General features: G+C 72.2%; 17 protein-coding genes, 1 pseudogene and 1 riboswitch. Of the genes and pseudogenes, 16 read left to right on the top strand and 2 right to left on the bottom strand.

The window, feature by feature from the left end:
* The first annotated feature begins 632 nt into the window (after positions 1–632).
* From AB0J06_RS15160 to AB0J06_RS15210, 11 genes and pseudogenes are all read left to right on the top strand, one after another.
* Positions 633–1,238 carry a methyltransferase gene (locus AB0J06_RS15160; protein WP_357428707.1) on the top strand — a complete coding sequence of 202 codons (606 nt, stop codon included), beginning with the start codon at positions 633–635 and terminating at the stop codon, positions 1,236–1,238.
* Positions 1,239–1,291: 53 nt separating this feature from the next.
* Positions 1,292–2,971: an ATP-binding cassette domain-containing protein gene (locus AB0J06_RS15165; protein WP_357428709.1), complete on the top strand. Its 1,680-nt coding sequence runs from the start codon at positions 1,292–1,294 to the stop codon at positions 2,969–2,971.
* Between the two features lie 49 nt (positions 2,972–3,020).
* Positions 3,021–3,965, top strand: a complete 945-nt coding sequence (locus AB0J06_RS15170) for an aldo/keto reductase (RefSeq protein WP_357428876.1) — start codon at positions 3,021–3,023, stop codon at positions 3,963–3,965.
* 355 nt (positions 3,966–4,320) lie between these two features.
* A riboswitch (TPP riboswitch) is annotated at positions 4,321–4,429 on the top strand.
* Positions 4,423–5,055: pseudogene (gene thiE / locus AB0J06_RS15175) on the top strand (thiamine phosphate synthase); the annotation flags it as partial. (Overlaps the previous riboswitch by 7 nt.)
* A gap of 71 nt (positions 5,056–5,126) precedes the next feature.
* Positions 5,127–6,239 (top strand): glycine oxidase ThiO, encoded by a 1,113-nt coding sequence (gene thiO, locus AB0J06_RS15180; RefSeq protein WP_357428711.1) that lies wholly within the window; start codon positions 5,127–5,129, stop codon positions 6,237–6,239.
* Positions 6,230–6,430, top strand: a complete 201-nt coding sequence (gene thiS / locus AB0J06_RS15185; RefSeq protein WP_357428713.1) for a sulfur carrier protein ThiS — start codon at positions 6,230–6,232, stop codon at positions 6,428–6,430. The genes thiO and thiS overlap by 10 nt, the downstream gene beginning before the upstream one ends.
* Positions 6,427–7,206, top strand: coding sequence for a thiazole synthase (locus AB0J06_RS15190; RefSeq protein WP_357428715.1), 780 nt, complete (start codon positions 6,427–6,429; stop codon positions 7,204–7,206). Before thiS ends, AB0J06_RS15190 begins: the two co-directional genes overlap by 4 nt.
* Positions 7,203–7,850 (top strand): thiamine phosphate synthase, encoded by a 648-nt coding sequence (locus tag AB0J06_RS15195; protein ID WP_357428717.1) that lies wholly within the window; start codon positions 7,203–7,205, stop codon positions 7,848–7,850. The genes AB0J06_RS15190 and AB0J06_RS15195 overlap by 4 nt, the downstream gene beginning before the upstream one ends.
* Positions 7,847–8,638, top strand: coding sequence for a bifunctional hydroxymethylpyrimidine kinase/phosphomethylpyrimidine kinase (thiD, locus tag AB0J06_RS15200; protein WP_357428719.1), 792 nt, complete (start codon positions 7,847–7,849; stop codon positions 8,636–8,638). Before AB0J06_RS15195 ends, thiD begins: the two co-directional genes overlap by 4 nt.
* Before the next feature lie 20 nt (positions 8,639–8,658).
* Positions 8,659–10,251 (top strand): phosphomethylpyrimidine synthase ThiC, encoded by a 1,593-nt coding sequence (gene thiC / locus AB0J06_RS15205; RefSeq protein WP_357428721.1) that lies wholly within the window; start codon positions 8,659–8,661, stop codon positions 10,249–10,251.
* 370 nt (positions 10,252–10,621) lie between these two features.
* Complete coding sequence (locus AB0J06_RS15210; RefSeq protein WP_357428723.1) at positions 10,622–11,032, top strand: roadblock/LC7 domain-containing protein; 411 nt, start codon at positions 10,622–10,624, stop codon at positions 11,030–11,032.
* Between the two features lie 107 nt (positions 11,033–11,139).
* On the opposite strand, the gene AB0J06_RS15215 is transcribed toward AB0J06_RS15210, so the two are convergent.
* On the bottom strand, positions 11,140–12,228 hold the full coding sequence (locus AB0J06_RS15215) for a uroporphyrinogen-III synthase (RefSeq protein WP_357428878.1): 1,089 nt from the start codon (positions 12,226–12,228) through the stop codon (positions 11,140–11,142).
* Positions 12,229–12,408: 180 nt separating this feature from the next.
* Here AB0J06_RS15215 and AB0J06_RS15220 point away from each other — a divergent pair, with 180 nt between their 5' ends.
* The 4 genes from AB0J06_RS15220 to glmM all read left to right on the top strand — a co-directional run bounded on the left by AB0J06_RS15220 (position 12,409) and on the right by glmM (position 15,702).
* Positions 12,409–13,125, top strand: coding sequence for a class I SAM-dependent methyltransferase (locus AB0J06_RS15220; RefSeq protein ID WP_357428725.1), 717 nt, complete (start codon positions 12,409–12,411; stop codon positions 13,123–13,125).
* A gap of 167 nt (positions 13,126–13,292) precedes the next feature.
* Positions 13,293–13,736, top strand: a complete 444-nt coding sequence (rplM, locus tag AB0J06_RS15225; protein ID WP_357428727.1) for a 50S ribosomal protein L13 — start codon at positions 13,293–13,295, stop codon at positions 13,734–13,736.
* Positions 13,737–13,756: 20 nt separating this feature from the next.
* Positions 13,757–14,236: a 30S ribosomal protein S9 gene (gene rpsI / locus AB0J06_RS15230; RefSeq protein WP_357428729.1), complete on the top strand. Its 480-nt coding sequence runs from the start codon at positions 13,757–13,759 to the stop codon at positions 14,234–14,236.
* A gap of 107 nt (positions 14,237–14,343) precedes the next feature.
* Positions 14,344–15,702 (top strand): phosphoglucosamine mutase, encoded by a 1,359-nt coding sequence (gene glmM / locus AB0J06_RS15235; RefSeq protein WP_357428731.1) that lies wholly within the window; start codon positions 14,344–14,346, stop codon positions 15,700–15,702.
* Between the two features lie 103 nt (positions 15,703–15,805).
* On the opposite strand, the gene AB0J06_RS15240 is transcribed toward glmM, so the two are convergent.
* Positions 15,806–16,987: a pyridoxal phosphate-dependent aminotransferase gene (locus AB0J06_RS15240; RefSeq protein ID WP_357428733.1), complete on the bottom strand. Its 1,182-nt coding sequence runs from the start codon at positions 16,985–16,987 to the stop codon at positions 15,806–15,808.
* A gap of 232 nt (positions 16,988–17,219) precedes the next feature.
* Here AB0J06_RS15240 and glmS point away from each other — a divergent pair, with 232 nt between their 5' ends.
* On the top strand, positions 17,220–19,136 hold the full coding sequence (glmS, locus tag AB0J06_RS15245; protein ID WP_357428735.1) for a glutamine--fructose-6-phosphate transaminase (isomerizing): 1,917 nt from the start codon (positions 17,220–17,222) through the stop codon (positions 19,134–19,136).
* Positions 19,137–19,140: the final 4 nt, after the last annotated feature.

The raw sequence follows: 19,140 nt of genomic DNA on the forward strand, positions 1-19,140 counted from the left end.
TTGCCGCTCGCCGGCAACCCGGTCTTCGATGAGCGCCTCCTCGCCGCGCTCGTCCTCAGCCCCGCTGTGAGCGGGTCGTCGACGTGACTGCGCTGGGGAACCGGGCGATTACCCGGGGGCGGCGGGTATGGCTCCTGCGGTGCGGAGGGCCGACCGTAGCTCGTGCCCCCGCGCGGCAGGTAACCCTCGATCGGGCCGACCTGAGCGTCGCGGGGACCCGGAGTCGCCGGCCCCGGTCGGGGCTGTGCGCCGCCGGCCGGGCCCGGGGGAGCCGGCCAGCCCGTCGCGGGTCCGGCCGGTGGGAAGGGGGCTGCACCTGCCCGGGGCAGCCCCGACACCTCGTCGTCGGGCTCAGCGCGGCGGTGGCCGCCGCGGGAAGCCGGTCGTGCCGGCGTGGCCTCGGCGCGTGGATCGTGGGCGGGAAGGTCACGCCGCGACCGCGGCGGCCATCCGCCCGAGTCGGAGCCGTGCCCGTACACCATGTCGCACAGGGTAATGGAGGCTGGTCAGCAGGCCCGCTAGGCGCGAATCGCGTCAGTCGAAAGAGTGGACATTTCGCGACCGTTCCTCGCGTTGAGCCGGAGTGGGCCCGGCCCGGCACGGTGGGGGAACGGTAGGCGAGAATGCGAGGCGTGACCGGCGACCACTACTTCAGCGCGCAGCCCAGCACCGCGATCCAGCGGCGTGACGTCGAGTTCACCGTGGCCGGGCGGGACTACGAGCTGACCGCGGCCGGCGGTGTCTTCTCCGCCAGCCGTCTCGATCCCGGCACGGCCGTCCTGCTGCGCAAGGCGGATCTGCCCCCCGCCGGGGCCGCCGGCCCCTTCCTCGACCTCGGCTGCGGCTACGGGCCGATCGCCTGCGTGCTCGCCGCCGTCGCACCGCGGGCCACCGTGTACGCGGTGGACGTCAACGCCCGGGCCCGTGAACTCGCGGCAGAGAACGCGGCGCGGGTCGGCGCCGGGGACCGGGTGCGGGTGGTGGCGCCCGACGAGGTCCCGGATGAGGTGTCCTTCGCGCAGCTCTGGTCCAACCCGCCGATCCGGATCGGCAAGGACGAACTGCACGTCATGCTCCAGCGGTGGCTGCCGCGGCTGGCCCCCGACGGAGTGGCCTGGCTGGTCGTCGCCAAGCACCTGGGCGGTGACTCGCTGCAGCGGTGGCTCGGCGACGAGGGATGGCGGGTCGAGCGGCACGCCAGTCAGAAGGGTTACCGGGTGTTTCGGGTGACGCGGTGAACTGAGGAAAAACCCGCTGTCCACGGCTCGCGCCGGTCAGGCAGGATGCGCCCGTGGGCTATGTAGACGTGGCAGGGGTGGGACACATCCTCCCGGACGGCCGGGAACTCTTCGCCGAGGTGTCCTTCCGCGTCGGCGAGGGGCGCAAGGTGGCGCTGGTCGGCCCCAACGGCGCCGGGAAGACGACGCTGCTGCGGATGGTCGCGGGTGACCTGCCGGTGCGCGCCGGTGCGATCGCGCGGGCGGGTGGGCTGGGTGTGATGCGCCAGTTCATCGGGATGATCGGCGACGACCGTACCCTCAACGATCTCGCGCTTTCGATTTCCCCGCCCCCGCTGCGCGCGGCGGGGGAGCGGGTCGCCGCGGCGGAGGCGGCGCTGCACGCCGCCGAGATCCGCGGCAAGTTCAGCACCGCGGCCGGCAAGGCGCAGCTGGCGTACGCGGACGCGCTCGCCGCGTGGGGCGAGACCGGCGGCTACGAGGCGGAGGTCGTCTTCGACACGGTCTCCACCATCGTGCTCGAGCAGCCGTGGGAGGCGACGCGGGAGCGACCGGTCCGGACGCTCTCCGGCGGCCAGCAGAAACGCTTCGCCCTGGAGATGCTGCTGCGCGGCACCGACGAGGTGCTGCTCCTCGACGAGCCGGACAACTTCCTCGACGTGCCCGGCAAGCGCTGGCTGGAGGGGCGGCTGCGCGAGTCCGCCAAGTCGGTCCTCTACGTGTCGCATGACCGGGAGCTGCTCGCCCAGACCGCCGACCGGGTCGTCGCCGTCGAAGGGGGGAGCGCCTGGGTGCATCCCGGCAGCTTCACGACCTGGCACGAGGCCCGGGTCGCCCGGCACGACCGGCTGGAGGAACAGCGGCGCCGCTGGGACGAGGAGCACCAGAAGCTGCGCGAGCTGATGCTGATGTACAAGCAGAAGGCGGCGTACAACGACGGGCTGGCCTCCCGCTATCAGGCCGCGCAGACCCGGCTGCGCAAGTTCGAGGAGGTCGGGCCGCCGCCGTCGCCGCCGAAGGACCAGGCGCTGCGCATGCGGCTGACCGGCGGCCGCACCGGCAAGCGGGCGGTGATGTGCGAGCAGGTCGAACTGCACGGGTTGACCTATCCGTTCGACCTGGAGATCTGGTACGGCGACCGGGTGGCGGTGCTCGGTGCCAACGGGACGGGGAAGTCGCACTTCCTCCGGCTGCTGGCGCGCGGTGGCACCGATCCCGACGTGTCGAACACCCCTGTCGCCGGAGGCGCCTCCCTCACGCCGGTCGCACACGAGGGGGTCGTCCGGCTCGGCGCGCGGGTCCGTCCCGGCCACTTCTCGCAGACCCACGACCGCCCGGAGCTGCTCGACAAGACCCTTGTGGAGGTGCTGTGGCGCGGTGACGATCACCGGGCCGGGATGGACCGGCACGCCAGCATGGGTGTGTTGAGCAGGTACGAGCTCGCAGCCCAGGGCGACCAGCGTTTCGGGACGCTCTCCGGCGGCCAGCAGGCCCGCTTCCTGGTCCTGCTGCTGGAGCTCTCCGGGGCGACCCTGCTCCTGCTCGACGAGCCCACCGACAACCTCGACCTGGCCTCCGCCGAAGCGCTCGAAGAGGGGCTGCGGGCATTCGAGGGAACCGTTGTCGCTGTGACCCATGACCGGTGGTTCTCCCGATCCTTCGACCGCTTCGTGCTCTTCCGGGGTGACGGTGAGGTGGTCGAGGTCCCGGAACCGGTCTGGGACGTCGGGTGAACGGCGGCAGCGCGGCGCGCGGTTGCATAGGGTTCCTCGTGTGACTGACATGACCTATCGCCGGATGGGCGACTCCGGCCTCGTGGTGTCCGTCGTCGGCGTCGGCTGCAACAACTTCGGCCGCCGGCTCGATCTCGACGGCACCCGCGCCGTGGTCGACGCCGCGCTGGAGGTGGGAATCAACTTCTTCGACACCGCCGATATCTACGGCGAGCCGCACGGCGCGTCGGAGGAGCAGCTCGGCGCCGCCCTCAAGGGGCGACGGGACGATGTGGTGGTGGCGACCAAGTTCGGCATGGCGATGGAGGGACTGAACGGGCGCGACTTCGGCGCTCGCGGCGCGCGGCGGTATGTCGGCCGGGCCGTCGAGGCGTCGCTGCGCCGGCTCGACACCGACTACATCGACCTCTATCAGATGCACGAACCCGACCCCGGCACGCCGATCGAGGAGACCCTGGCCGCCCTGGACGATCTGGTGCACGCCGGAAAGGTGCGCTATCTCGGCTGCTCCAACTTCGCCGGCTGGCAGATCGCCGACGCCGACTGGACCGCCCGCTCCGGCGGCCTGACCCGGTTCGTGAGCGCCCAGAACCACTACAACCTGATCAACCGGGCGGTGGAGGGCGAGGTGCTGCCCGCCTGCGAGCGCTTCGGGCTCGGCATGCTGCCGTTCTTCCCGCTCGCCAACGGGCTGCTCACCGGGAAGTACAAGCGCGGTGGCCAGCCGCCGGAGGGGAGCCGGCTGGCGGCCGGCGGCCGGTACGCGGAGCGGCTCGCGGCGGCGCCGTGGGACACCATCGAGGCGATCGGGGCGTTCGCCGCCGAGCGCGGACGGTCCATTCTGGACGTGGCGATCGGCGGGCTGGCCGCGAAGCCGGCCGTCACGTCCGTCATCGCCGGCGCGACCAGGCCGGACCAGGTGCGGGCGAATGCCGCGGCCGGCGCGTGGCAGCCCTCGGCCGACGACATGGCGGCGCTCAACGCCATCGGATGAGCGCATGCCCGACCGGGCCGGAGATCCCAGCTGTCGACTCGTACCGCTACGAGTCCGCGGCAAGCTGGCCAGCGCAACCGGCCGGACGCTGAAGCCGACGTCCGCCATGCGCCACAAGCAGATCACCGGGACGGTGATCGGGGTGAAGACCGGCCACACGGACGGGCGCACGACGAGCGCAGCCGTGACCGTCCGGTAGCAACTCTTCGAGAAGGCTGTGCCGGGGCGCCGGCCGCCCCGCTCAGCAGCGGAGTCGTCTTGCAGGATTCGGTGTTGCGTGCGGCTGACACAACCGGGGCTGGAAAGTGAGAGCCGGCCCTTTACGGGACCGTGACGGTCGCCGTAGTGTGACAGGCAAGTAACCCACGGGAGCCCGGTGGACCGGGCTGAGAGGGGGGCTGCAGCCCCCGACCGTCGAACCTGATCCGGGTAATGCCGGCGCAGGGAGGAGTTTGCCGTGCCGTCCCTGGGACGTCTGCATCTCATCACCGACACCCGACCCGGGCGTGACCCGCTCGCCGTGCTCCGCGCCGCTCTCGCCGGCGCCCACGCGGCGTCCGCTGTGGAGCAACTGGTCGTGCAGGTCCGGGTCGAGGACCCGGCCACCGATCGGGAGACCTACGAGCTGGCCACGCGCGTCGTGGACCTCTGCGCGGAGGCCGGGGCGAGCTGTCTGATCAACGACCGGCTGCACATCGCGCTCGCGGTCGGCGCCGCCGGCGGCCACGTCGGCGCGCTCGACCTGCCGGTCGACGCGGCCCGGCGGGTGCTCGGCCCGACCGCGCTGCTCGGGGCGACGGCCCGTGCCGCCGGGGCGGCACGGGCGGCCGTCGCGGCGGGCGCCGACTACCTCGGTGTGGGGCCCTGCTACCCGACATCCACCAAGGACGGGCTGCCCGCGCCGATCGGCCCACGTGGGGTGCGCGAGGTGACCGGCGCGGTCGACGTACCGGTCATCGCCATCGGGGGAGTCACCATCGACCGGGTGCCGGACCTGATCGCCGCCGGCGCGCACGGGGTGGCGGTGGTGGGGGCGGTCGCCGCCGCCACCGATCCGGCCCGCGCGACGGCGGACCTGCTCACCGCGCTGCTGGCAGCGGACCCACCACGTGCGGCCAGAGACGATGAGAAGGGGCCCCGCCGTACGGACGGGGCCGGGGCGTGAGCGGCACGGCGGACGTGGCGGTGATCGGGGCCGGCCCGGTCGGGCTGGCCATCGCGTGGCGTTGCGCCGAACGTGGCATGCGGGTCGTGGTGCGCGACCCGGCGCCCGGTTCGGGGGCATCCGCGGTCGCGGCCGGCATGCTCGCCCCGGTCGCGGAGGCCTACTTCGGCGAAGAGCCGCTCACCCGGTTACTCGTCGGGTCTGCGGCCCGCTGGCCCCGCTTCGCCGCCGACCTGCACGCGGCGAGCGGGATGGACCTCGGCTATCGGGCCGAGGGCACGCTCGTGGTCGCGCTGACCGGGGACGACCTCGCCGAGGCGGAGCGGCTCTGGACGTACCAGACGGGGCTCGGCCTGCCGATCACCCCGCTGCGCCCGGCGGCGCTGCGCGAGCGTGAGCCGCTGCTCGCGCCGCGGCTGCGCGGCGGCGCGTACGCGCCCGGCGATCACCAGGTCGACCCGCGTCGGCTGGTCCCGGCGCTACGGGCCGCGCTCGACGGGGCCGGCGTGCCGGTGCGCCCGGAGGCGGTCGGCGCACTGTCCACAGTTGACGCGCGGGTCGTCGTCGTGGCGGCCGGCTGCGGCACGGCGCCGCTGACCGGCCTACCGATCCGACCGGTGAAGGGGCAGATCCTGCGGCTGCGCGCGCCGGGCGGCGCCCCGCCCGGCTTCCTCCACGTGATCCGGGGGTACGCCGACGGCCGGCACGTCTACCTCGTGCCGCGTGCGGACGGGGAAGTGGTCGTGGGCGCCACCGTCGAGGAGCGTGGCGACTGCGCGGTGACGGCCTCGGCGGTGCTGGAGCTGCTGCGCGCGGCCGCCGCCCTGCTGCCGGAGATCGCCGAGTACGAGCTGGTGGAGGCGCGGGCCGGGCTGCGCCCGGGCACCCCCGACAACGCGCCCGTTCTCGGCGCGCTGCCCGACCGGCCCGGCGTGATCGTGGCGGCCGGCCACTACCGGCACGGGATCGTCCTGACGCCGGTGACCGCCGAGCTGATCGCCGATCTCGTGTCGACCGGCGTGCCCGATCCGGCGCTCGCGCCGTTCGGGCCGGGCCGGTTCCTGTCGTCCCGTTTCCTGCGAGGAGAGGCGGATTCCGGGTGGAACTGACGGTCAACGGAATCGGGCGGGCGGTGCCCACCGGCGCCACGGTGGCCGACGTGGTCGCCGAGATCACCACCGAGAGCCGGGGCGTGGCGGTCGCGGTCAACGGCGAGGTCGTGCCGCGGGGCGGGTGGCCGGCCGCCGTGTTGCGCGACGGCGACCAGGTCGAGGTGCTCACCGCCGCGCAGGGCGGGTGACCGGCATGGCGTTCGTCGTGGCCGGGGAGACGTTCGGCTCCCGCCTGATCCTCGGCACCGGTGGCGTGGCCAACCTGCGTGTGCTGGAGGCGGCGATCCGCGCCTCGCGGACGGAGCTGGTGACCGTGGCGCTGCGCCGGGTCGACGCCGCCGCGACCATGAACGGCGGCCTGCTCGAGCTGCTCGAGCGGTGCGGGGTGCGGCTGCTGCCCAACACCGCCGGCTGCTACACAGCGACGGAGGCGGTGAAGGTCGCGCACCTGGCACGCGAGGCCTTCGGGACCACCTGGGTCAAGCTCGAGGTGATCGGCGACGAGCGCACCCTCCTGCCCGACGGGGTGGAGTTGCTGACCGCCGCCGGGCAACTGGTGGCCGACGGGTTCACCGTGCTGCCGTACACATCGGACGATCCGGTGCTCGCCCGCCGGCTCGCCGACGCCGGCTGCGCGGCGGTGATGCCGGCGGGCGCCCCGATCGGATCGGGGCTCGGCATCAGCAATCCGCACCACATCCGGCTGATCCGGCAGACCGTCGACGTGCCGGTGATCCTCGACGCCGGCATCGGAACCGCCTCCGACGCCGCCCTCGCCATGGAGTTGGGCTGCGACGCGGTGCTGCTCGCCAGCGCGGTGACCCGGGCCGCGGATCCGCCGCGGATGGCCGCGGCGATGCGGCACGCCGTCGAGGCGGGGTGGCTGGCCGCGCACGCCGGACGGATCGCCAAACGCTTCCACGCGCTGGCCTCCACCCCGGACGACGGGCGGCCGGAGCTGTGACGACTCCGGTCGGGATCGTCGTCGTCACCGACCGTCGGCTCGCCCGGCGACCGCTCGTCGAGGTGGTGGCGGCGGCCGTCGACGGGGGCGCGCGCTGGGTCGTGCTCCGGGAGAAGGATCTCCCGCGCGACGAGCGCGCCGCGCTCGCCGACGGCCTGCGGGCGCTGCTCGCGCCCGTCGCCGGAACGCTCATCGTCGCCGGGCCGGATCCGCTGGGCGGCGATGCCGTGCACCTGGCGGCCGCAGGCCCGTACCCGCCGCCCGCCCTGCCGCTGGTCGGCCGCTCCTGTCATGACGCGACCGAGCTGCGCCGGCTGTCTACCGAGAGCTACGTGACGGTGTCGCCGGTCTTCCCGACGCCGTCCAAGCCCGGATACGGCCCGATCCTCGGCCCGCAGGGGTTGGCCCGCCTCGTCCGGTGCAGTCCCGTGCCGGTGCTCGCGCTCGGTGGCGTCGCCTCCGCCGAACAGGCTGTCGCGTGCGTCGCGGCGGGGGCCGCCGGCGTGGCGGTCATGGGTGCCGTGATGCGATCCCGCGATCCGGCTGAACTTGTCCGGGGACTCTCCCGTTTCACAGGGTGTGTCGCGCCCCCCACGCTTCGTGCTACCGCTGGGGGGAGCCAACCCAGGGAGGTTCACCCATGACGCCACCGATGGTGCTCACGATCGCCGGATCCGATTCCGGGGCCGGTGCCGGAATCCAGGCAGATCTGAAGGTCTTCGCGGCTCTCCGGCTTTACGGCACATCGGTCATCACGGCGACGACGGCGCAGAACACCCGGGGGGTGCACGACGTCTTCCCGATGCCGGGAAACGTCGTCTCCGCCCAACTGACCGCCGTCCTGGAGGACATGCCGCCGCGCGCCGCGAAGGTCGGGATGCTCGCCACGGCGGAGGCCGCCGCGGCGGTCGGCGCCAAGGCGCGCGCCGGGTTGCTGCCCAACCTCGTCATCGACCCCGTGCTCGAGTCGTCCAGCGGGCGCCGGCTCGGGGTGGTCAGCGCGATCGAGCGGCTGCTGCCGCACGCGACCGTCATCACCCCCAACCGCGAGGAGGCGTCCGCGCTCGTCGGCTGGTCGGTCGCCACCCCGGCCGACATGGCCGGCGCCGCCGCGCAACTCGCTTCCAACGGGCCGAAGTACGTGGTGGTCACCGGTGGCGACATGGTGGCCGGCGAGGACGCTGTGGACGCCGTCTGGACCGACGCGGGGGCGCGGTTCCTGCACTATCCGCGGGTCGTCACCCGCAACAACCACGGCACCGGGTGCACCTTCTCGGCCGCGATCGCCGCCCGGCTCGCGCTCGGCGACGCGGTGCCGGAAGCCCTGGTGTTCGCCAAGGAGTACGTCGCCCGCGCGCTGATCGGCGCGCGTGACTGGAAGCTGGGCGGCGGTCAAGGGCCGTTGGATCATTTCGGCTGGTCATCGGCCTGATCTAGATGAGGGAGGCTGTCATGGAGGCTCGGCGCAGGGTGTACGTGGAGGGGACGCGACCGGATATCCGGGTGCCGTTCGCGGAGGTGGTGCTGACCGGCGACAACCCGCCGGTGCGGCTCTACGACACCGCGGGTCCGGGCTCCGACCCCGCGGTGGGCCTGCCGCCGCTGCGCGGCCCGTGGATCGCCGCGCGGGGTGATGTGGCGCCGGCGCGAGGGGCGGGCACGCCGCTGGTGGGAGCGGCCGGTCGCCGGCCGACGCAGTTGGCGTACGCGCGGTCCGGCCAGGTGACGCCGGAGATGGAGTTCGTGGCGCTGCGCGAGGGCGTGTCACCGGAGCTCGTCCGGCAGGAGATCGCGGCGGGGCGCGCGGTGCTGCCGGCGAACGTCAACCATCCCGAGTCGGAGCCGATGATCATAGGCAGCAGTTTCCTGGTGAAGGTCAACGCCAACATCGGCACCTCCGCGGTGACCTCGTCGGTCGCGGAGGAGGTGGAGAAGCTGACCTGGGCCACCCGCTGGGGCGCCGACACGGTCATGGATCTCTCCACCGGCAAGCGGATCCACGAGACGCGCGAGGCCATCGTCCGCAACTCCCCGGTGCCGATCGGCACCGTGCCGATCTACCAGGCGTTGGAGAAGGTGGGCGGCGACCCGGTCGAGCTCTCCTGGGAGGTCTTCCGGGACACCGTCATCGAGCAGGCCGAGCAGGGCGTGGACTACATGACCGTGCACGCCGGCGTGCTCATGCGCTATGTGCCGCTCGCCGTCGCGCGGGTCACCGGCATCGTCTCGCGCGGCGGATCGATCATGGCGGCGTGGTGCCTGGCGCACCACGAGGAGAACTTCCTCTACACCCACTTCGCCGAGCTCTGCGAGATCCTCGCCCGCTACGACATCACCTTCTCCCTCGGCGACGGCCTGCGTCCCGGCTCGATCGCGGACGCCAACGACGAGGCGCAGTTCGCCGAGCTGCGCACCCTCGGCGAGCTGACCACGGTGGCCTGGGAACACGACGTGCAGGTGATGATCGAAGGGCCGGGGCACGTCCCGATGCACAAGATCAAGGAGAACGTCGACCTGCAGCAGGAGCTCTGCCACGAGGCGCCGTTCTACACGCTCGGCCCGCTGACCACGGACATCGCCCCCGCGTACGACCACATCACGTCGGCGATCGGCGCCGCGATGATCGGCATGTTCGGCACCGCGATGCTCTGCTACGTCACGCCGAAGGAGCACCTCGGGCTGCCGGACCGCGACGACGTCAAGGCGGGGGTCATCGCCTACAAGATCGCGGCGCACGCGGCGGACCTGGCCAAGGGGCATCCGGGCGCCCAGGCGTGGGACGACGCGCTCTCCAAGGCGCGGTTCGAGTTCCGGTGGGAGGACCAGTTCAACCTGGCGCTCGACCCGGAGACCGCGCGCGCCTACCACGATGCGACGCTGCCGGCCGAACCGGCGAAGACGGCCCACTTCTGCTCGATGTGCGGTCCCAAGTTCTGCTCCATGAAGATCACCCAGGAGCTCAAGGAGTACGCCGAGCGCGGCATGCGGGAGAAGTCGGAGCAGTTCGTGGATTCGGGCGGCAAGGTCTACCTGCCGCTGGCCTGAGTCGTCGTCCGGCCGTGCTGCGTTTGCCGTCCCGCGGCAGGCGCAGCACGACGCGCGTCCCACCTGTCGTCCCAAAATGTGGTCGGATCGCGGGATCGGCCGCGACGGCCGGGAGGGCCGAGGCGGTGACTCGGGCAGTATTTGGGCAGTTCATCAGGTCGTAAATATGAAGCCCGCCGCGGCGGACGGTCATGGATGGGTTCCGGCGACTCTTTTCCTCCATTGAGGAGTCTTCCCAACCGGGTCCGGGTTCTGGTGAAATCTCCGCCGTGTCGCGAGCGGGCGCCCCCGGACACGGGGCGCAGGCGCACCGCGCGGTCGCTCTGCACCGGGCAGAACACCAGCACCCCGACCAAGGAGACCACAGCCGATGAACAGGCCAGCGGCGGCAATCCAGGACATGGGCTGGCTGCTCAGCAGCTTCGCCGACAGCGTGGCGGGGATCGCCCACGTGGTCGCCGTCTCGGCCGACGGACTGCTCCTCGCGTCGTCGCGGGACCTGCCGCCGGATCGCGCCGACCAGCTCGCCGCGATCACCGCGGGGGTCGTCAGCCTGACCGACGGAGCGTCCCGGATGTTCAGCGCCGGTGGGGTGCTCCAGACCGTCATCGAGATGGACAGCGGATACCTGTTCCTGATGTCCATCAGCGACGGCTCGTCCATGGCCGTGCTCGCGGCGCGCAGCTGCGACGTGGGTCAGGTCGGCTACGAAATGGCGCTGCTCGTGGAACGGGTGGGCGCGGCGCTCGTGCCGCTGCCCCGACAGGCCGTCGGGGGCTGAGCCGACGCGACCCCCGGCGCTGGTCCGCGCGTGTGATCCGCGAGTCGTCGCGGGTGGCCGCGATCGAGCCGGTGGAGTGCGCGGCGGGTGAGCCGCGATGACGGAGGTCAGTCGACCGGGAGGCGGTAGCCCCGCTTCACCACGGTCTGCACGATCCCCGGCGTGCCGAGGCGGGCGCGCAGCCGCGCAACGGCCATCTCGACCGCGTGCTCGTCGGCGCCGCGCGGCAGCGTACGCAGCAGGGTCGACCGCGACAGGACGCGGCCCGGCGCGACGGCGAGAGCCCGCAGCACGGACATCGGGCCGGGCGCGAGCGGACGGAGCTCGCCGTCGATGACGGCGGCGTGCCCGCGCAGCGTCAGCAGGTGCGCGCCCACCTTCAGGGTCACCGCGCGTCGCGGCAGCTCCTCGGTGATGGTGCGGGCCAGCGCACCGAGCCGGGCGTGGGCGGGGGTGGCGACCGGCACGTCGTGCGCGCGCAGCGGGGCGGCGGTGACCGGGCCGACGCCCGCGGCGAGGACGTCGGAGCGGAGCGCGTCGAGCAGGGCGTCGCAGCGGGGGCCGGCCGCGTCGAGCAGGGCCCTGACCGCGGGTGCGGAGGTGAACGCGACCGCGTCGACGAGGCGGGCGGCGATCAGGTCGATGAGGCGGTGCAGCGGAGCGGGGTCGCTCGGCGGCGCCCACCGGTAGACCGGCACCTCGATCACGGTCGCGCCGGCCGCCGCGAGCGCGGCACCGCACTCCGGATGACGTTCGCCGTGCAGCTGCATGGCCACCCGCTGTCCGGCGACGCCGCGTTGGCGGAGGTGTTCCACCATCTCGTCGCACGTCTCGGAGGGCGGCGACCACGCGGCGCGAAGCCCGGCGGCGTGGATGGCGGCGCGGGCTTTCGGGCCGCGCGCGACGATGCGGGCCCCGGCGAGGACGGAGCGCAGCGGATCGCCCAACCCCCAGCCCTCCGCCGCGGCCAGCCAGCCGCGCATTCCGATGCCGGTGTTGGCGACGACGATGTGCGGTGGGTTGTCGAGACAGGCGCGGGTCGCGGCCCGGAGTTCCGAGCTGTCGGTGGACGGAACGATCCGCAGTGCCGGGGCGAGCACCACCCGGGCGCCGACGCGCTGCAACAGGGTGGCGAGTTCGTCGCGGCGGCGGTCGGCGGTCAGCCCGACGGTGAAGCCGGAGAGCTCAGCGGAGATCAGCGGTCCTGAACGCTCCACGCCGCCTGTCATGTCCGAAGCGTGCCGGCGGACGGTTTCACCCCGGCGTCCCGAACGTTTCCGACCTGCTAAGGCCCGCTCACAGCCGGCGAGCCGTCACGGTACGACCGAAGCGCCTACAATACGAGAAATCTGTCTCATATATCAGGAGGCGATGGGATGGCCGTGTCGGCGTTGTTCGATTCGATGGCGGGCTCCTACGACGAGTCGCGGCGTCGCCTCGTGCCCTGTCTCGAGGAGTTCTACGGAACCGCCGTCGAGGTCGCCGCGCCGCCGCTGCGCGCCGCGCTCGCGGCCGGCCGTACCCCTGAGGTTCTGGATCTCGGTGCGGGCACCGGCCTGCTGTCGCTGCTCGTCGCGGCGGCTGTGCCCGGCGCGCGGCTCACTCTGCTCGACGCCGCCCCGGCGATGCTCGCCGTGGCCGGCGGGCAGCTGCGCGCCCGCGCCGTCGCGCACCACACGGTCGTCGCCGACCTGGCCGATCCGCTTCCCCCGGGCCCCTACGACGCGGTCGTCTCCGCGCTCGCGATCCACCACCTCGACGACGGCGGCAAGCGGGACCTCTACCGGCGCGCGCACGGGGTGCTGCGGCCCGGCGGGGTCTTCGTCAACGCGGAGCAGGTGGCGGGTCCCACCCCGGAGCTGGACCGCCGGTACCACGAGGTGTGGCTGGCGCAGGTCGCCGCGCTCGGTTCGGAACCGGCGGAGATCGAGGCCGCGCGGGAGCGGATGTCCTTCGACCGCCCCGCGCCGGTCCGGGCGCAGTGCGGCTGGCTGCGCGAGGCCGGGTTCGCCGACGTCGACTGCTTCTTCAAGTCCTGGCGCTTCGCGGTGCTCGGCGGCCACCGCTCCGGCGGGCCCGGCGACGGCGGTTAGCGGGGGCTCCCAGCTCTCGTTTTGACCGGTCAGCAGGGGAGCGGGTATCGTTGCCTGCTGTTGTGCGACAGCTGAAAGCGTCCCCATTTCATCGGGTACGCTTGTCGTTCGTGCGCGTCTGGTGACCGACGCGCGACCCCAGACCGACGACGAGACAAGGTAAACCTGTGCGTACGTACAGCCCGAAGCCGGGTGAGATCGAGCGTCAGTGGCACGTCATCGACGCTTCTGATGTCGTGCTGGGCCGTCTGGCCACCCACGTCGCCACGCTGCTGCGTGGCAAGCACAAGCCCACTTTCGCGCCGCACGTCGACACCGGCGACTTTGTCGTCATCGTGAACGCGGGCAAGGTGGCACTGACCGGCAACAAGCGGCAGACCAAGATCGCCTACCGGCACTCGGGATACCCGGGCGGCCTCAAGCAGGTCCGCTACGAGGAGCTGTTGACGAAGCGGCCCGACCGGGCTGTCGAGCTCGCGGTGAAGGGCATGCTGCCGCACAACAAGCTCGGTCGTCAGCTGATCACGAAGCTGAAGGTCTACGCCGGCGCCGAGCACCCGCACGCCGCGCAGCAGCCGGTGCCGTTCGAGATCAAGCAGATCGCGCAGTGAGCGCGGGCGAAGGAAGCAGCATGACCGACACCATCGCGCCCAGCTCGGCCGAGATCGCCGAGTCCGGGGTGCCCGCCGCGGCTCCCGCGCCCGTCGTCAGGGCTCCGCGGGGCGACCGCCCGATCCAGACCGTCGGCCGCCGCAAGGAGGCCATCGTCCGGGTTCGCATCGTTCCCGGCACCGGCAAGATCACGTGCAACGGTCGCGAGCTCGAGGCCTACTTCCCGAGCAAGGTGCACCAGCAGCTGATCAAGGAGCCGCTGGTGACCTCCGAGAAGGCCGAGGCCTTCGACGTCATCGCCAACCTGCGCGGCGGCGGCACCACCGGTCAGGCCGGCGCGCTGCGCCTCGGCATCGCCCGGGCGCTCATCATCAACGAACCCGAGGACCGCCCCGCCCTGAAGAAGGCCGGCTTCCTGACGCGTGACGCGCGGGTCAAGGAAAGCAAGAAGTACGGTCTCAAGAAGGCCCGTAAGGCCCCGCAGTACTCGAAGCGCTGATCAACAGTATTTTGCACCTCTGACGAACGGCCGGTCCGCCCCCAACACGTGGTGGCGTTCCGGCCGTTACGTTTTCTCCTATTGGCGTCCGCACGGAGGTTTCGCGCATGGGTCGGCTCTTCGGCACTGATGGGGTACGCGGTCGGGCAAATGTGGATCTCACCCCCGAGTTGGCGCTCGCGGTCGCCGTCGCGGCCGCACACACCCTCGCCGAGGTTGATCGCACTCATCCGCCGCTCGCCGTCGTCGGGCGTGATCCTCGCGCCAGCGGCGAAATGCTCGAAGCCGCGGTGGTCGCCGGGCTCGCCAGTGCCGGCGCCAACGTCGTACGGGTCGGTGTCCTGCCCACCCCCGGCGTCGCCTACCTCGTCGGCGAGACCAAGGCCGATCTCGGCGTGATGCTCTCCGCGTCGCACAACCCGATGCCGGACAACGGCATCAAGCTCTTCGCGGCGGGCGGCCACAAGCTCCCCGACGAGATGGAGATGAAGATCGAGGCGACGATCGAGGCCAACGGCGCCGCGGAGTGGCGCCGACCGACCGGTGGCGGAGTCGGGCGCGTGCACGATCTGCTCGACGGCGCGGACCACTACGTGCAGCACCTGGTCGCATCGGTGCCGCACCCCCTCGACGGGCTGAAGGTCGTCGTCGACTGCGCCAACGGCGCCGCCTCCGAGATCGCGCCGGTCGCCTACCGCGAGGCCGGCGCCGAGGTCATCGCCATCCACGCCGAACCCGACGGGCTCAACATCAACGAGGGTTGCGGCTCCACCCACCTCGACGTCATCAGGGCCGCCGTGGTCGAGCACGGCGCGGACCTCGGCATCGCGCACGACGGCGACGCCGACCGGTGCCTCGCCGTCACCGCCGACGGTCAGGAGGTCGACGGGGACGAGATCATGGCAATTCTCGCGATCGCCATGCGGGACGCCGGCACCCTTACCGACAACACCCTGGTCGCCACGGTGATGAGCAACCTCGGCCTCCGCCTCGCCATGTCGAAGGCGGGGATCCGGCTGATGGAAACCAAGGTCGGCGACCGGTACGTGCTGGAGGAGCTGCGGGCGTCGGGCCTCGCGCTCGGCGGCGAGCAGAGCGGGCACATCGTGATGCCGGCGCACGCGACCACCGGCGATGGCATTCTCACCGGTCTGCACCTGATGTCCCGGATGGCCGCCACCGGCCGGTCACTGGCCGAACTCGCGTCCGTGGTGACGAAGCTGCCCCAGGTGCTCATCAACGTGCCCGTCGGTGACCGCTCGGCGGGCGCTGCGGCGCCGGCCGTGCTGGCCGCGGCGGAGCAGGCCGAGGCGGAGCTGGGGGAGACCGGCCGGGTGCTGCTGCGCCCCTCCGGTACCGAGCCGCTGGTGCGGGTGATGGTCGAGGCCGCCACCGTGCAGACCGCCCGCGACGTTGCCGAACGGATCGCTCAGACCGTGCGTGAGGCCAGCCCCGTTCCGGCCTGAACCGGCCGCCGCCATCCCGCGCGGCGCCGCTCGGGATCCCGTCACCCGCTTGCAGATCAAGCCGGGTGCCGGGTTCCCCGCACGACGGGGGAGTGCGCGGAGGTCAGGTGGCGCGGAGGCGGCGGACCGCCTCGTCGAGCACGTCGGGGCGCTTGCAGAACGCGAAGCGCACCAGCCGCCGCCCGGCCTCGGCGTCGTCGTAGAACACCTGCGTGGGCACCGCCACCACACCGCACCGGGCCGGCAGCGAACGGCAGAACTCCACACCGTCGTCCCCGCCGAGCCGCGTGATGTCGGCGGTGACGAAGTAGGTGCCCTCCGGCCGTAGCACGCCGAACCCCGCCGCGGTCAGCCCGGTGATGAGCTGGTCACGGCGCGCCTGCAGGGAGTCGCGGAACCCCTCGTAGTAGCTGTCGGGCAGGGCGAGCGCGACGGCGACCGCCGGCTGCAGGGGCGCCCCGTTCACGAAGGTCAGGAACTGCTTGACCCGCAGGACCGCGGAGACCAACGGAGCCGGCCCACTGACCCAGCCGATCTTCCATCCGGTGCAGGAGAACGTCTTGCCGGCGGAGGAGACGCGAAGCGTGCGTTCCCGCATCCCGGGCATCGTGGCCAGCGGGACGTGCGGCCCGGACGCGTCCGTGAAGACGAGGTGCTCGTACACCTCGTCGGTGACCGCGTAGGCCCCGTACTCCTGGCACAGCTCGGCGATGAGCGTCAGCTCGTCCCGGGTGAAGACCTTGCCGGTCGGGTTGTGCGGCGAGTTGAGCAGCACCAGCCGGGTGCGCGGGCCGAACGCCGCCCGCAGCTCCGCGGGATCGAACCCGTAGCGCCCGCCGTCCGTCGGGCGCAGGGTGACCGGCCGGCGCACGGCACCGGCCAACGCCACCGACGCGGCGTACGAGTCGTAGTAGGGCTCGAAGCAGACCACCTCGTCGTCCGGCTCGCACAGGCCGAGGATCGACGCGGCGATCGCCTCGGTCGCCCCGGCGGTGATCAGCACCTCGCCGTCGGCGTCGTAGTCGAGGCCCCAGAAGTGGCGCTGGTGGGCGGCGACCGCAGCGCGCAGCCCCGGGATCCCCGGACCGGGCGGGTACTGGTTGTGGCCGCCGCGCAGCGCGTCGGCGGCGGCGGCGAGCATCTCGACCGGCCCGTCGGAGTCCGGGAACCCCTGTCCCAGGTTGACCGCCCCCGTGGCGGTCGCCAGCGCCGACATCTCCGCGAAGATGGTGGTGCCGAACGGACGCATCCGGCGTACGAGTGGATCGGTATCGGCGGTCGTCACACCGTGAGCCTAGGTGCTGGATGTGGGGGGACGTCCAGTCCGAAATCGGCCCCGGAGGGGGATCCGGTCCGGCAGGGTGAAACCGGCCACAACCGCACGGGCCGCCGGTAGCGCAAACAGCGTGCGCTAATGCACCTTTGGTGCACCGACCCCGCTAATCGCTCATCATGTTTGATTGATTAGGGGCCTTACGCGCAAGCACGGTGAGCGGTTTTCGGTTACGCTGCGGGCCATGTGCGGAATCGTGGGATACGTTGGCGCCCGGCCGGCGCTGGGAATCGTGCTCGACGGGCTGCGGCGGCTGGAATACCGCGGCTACGACTCGGCAGGCGTGGCGATCGTCTGCGAAGACGAGCTGCTCACGGAAAAGCGGGCCGGCAAGCTGGCCAACCTGGAGAAGGCGCTCGGCGACGAGCGGTTCGGATCCGCCGACCGCGCGGACGTCGCGGGCCCGCTCCGCATCGGCGACGGCACCACCGGCATCGGCCACACCCGGTGGGCCACCCACGGCGGCCCGACGGACCGCAACGCGCATCCGCACGTCTCCGCCGATGGCCGGGTCGCCGTCATCCACAACGGCATCATCGAGAACTTCGCGAAGCTCCGGGCGGAGCTGGAGGCCGGCGGGACCGAGTTCGTCAGCGACACCGACACCGAGTGCGTGGCGCACCTGCTCGCCGCCGCCCTCGCGGACCTCCGCGACAGCGGGGAGCCCGAGGGGCCGCAGCTGCTCGCGTCCGCCATGCGGCAGGTCTGCCAGCGGCTGGATGGAGCCTTCACCCTGCTCGCCGTGGACGCGGCGCTCCCCGGCGCGGTGGTCGGCGCCCGGCGCAATTCCCCGCTCGTCGTCGGTCGCGGGGTGGGGGAGAACTTCCTCGCCAGCGACGTCTCCGCGTTCATCGAGCACACCCGTGAGGCGGTCGAGCTCGGTCAGGACCAGGTCGTCCTGATCACCGCCGAGCGGATCGAGATCAGCGACTTCGCCGGTCAGCCCGCCACCGGCAAGGACTTCCACATCGACTGGGACGCCTCGGCCGCCGAGAAGGGCGGCTACGACTACTTCATGCTCAAGGAGATCGCCGAGCAGCCGCAGGCGGTCGCCGACACGCTCCTCGGCCGGCTGACCGAGACCGGCGAGATCATGCTCGACGAGGTGCGCCTCACCGACCAGGACCTGCGCGACGTCGACAAGATCTTCATCGTCGCCTGCGGCACGTCCTTCCACACCGGCCTGGTCGCGAAGTACGCGATCGAGCACTGGACCCGCATTCCGTGCGAGGTCGAGCTGGCCAGCGAGTTCCGCTACCGCGACCCCGTCCTCGACCGGTCCACGCTGGTCGTGGTGATCTCGCAGTCCGGCGAGACGATGGACACGCTGATGGCGCTCCGCCACGCCAAGGACCAGAAGGCCCGGGTGCTGGCCATCTGCAACACCAACGGCTCCACCATCCCGCGCGAATCCGACGCGGTGCTCTACACCCACGGCGGCCCCGAGATCGCCGTCGCCTCGACGAAGGCTTTCCTCACTCAGCTCGTCGCCTGCTATCTGATCGGCCTGCACCTCTCGCAGGTGCGCGGAATCAAGTACGCCGACGAGGTCGCCGCGGTCGTGAGCCAGCTGCAGGAGATGCCCGACAAGCTGCGCCAGGTGCTCGCCGCCATGGAGCCGGTACGCGAACTCGCCCGCGACCTCAGCACGGCGAACCAGGTGCTCTTCATCGGTCGGCACGTCGGCTACCCGGTCGCCCTCGAAGGCGCGCTCAAGCTCAAGGAGTTGGCGTACATGCACGCCGAGGGCTTCGCGGCCGGCGAACTCAAGCACGGCCCGATCGCGCTGATCGACCAGGGCACCCCGGTGATCTGCGTAGTGCCCTCACCGGCCGGTCGCGGCATGTTGCACGACAAGATCGTGTCGAACATCCAGGAGATCCGGGCCCGCGGCGCCCGCACCATCGTCATCGCGGAAGAGGGCGACGACGCCGTGGTGCCCTACGCCGACGACCTGATCTACGTGCCGCGTACCCCGACCCTGCTCGCGCCGCTGGTCACCACGGTGCCGCTGCAGCTGCTCGCCTGTGAGATCGCCGCCGCGCGTGGCCACGACGTCGACCAGCCGCGAAACCTCGCGAAGTCGGTCACCGTGGAGTGACCTC

Source organism: Micromonospora sp. NPDC049679, from assembly GCF_040659735.1.
Taxonomy (GTDB): domain Bacteria; phylum Actinomycetota; class Actinomycetes; order Mycobacteriales; family Micromonosporaceae; genus Micromonospora_I.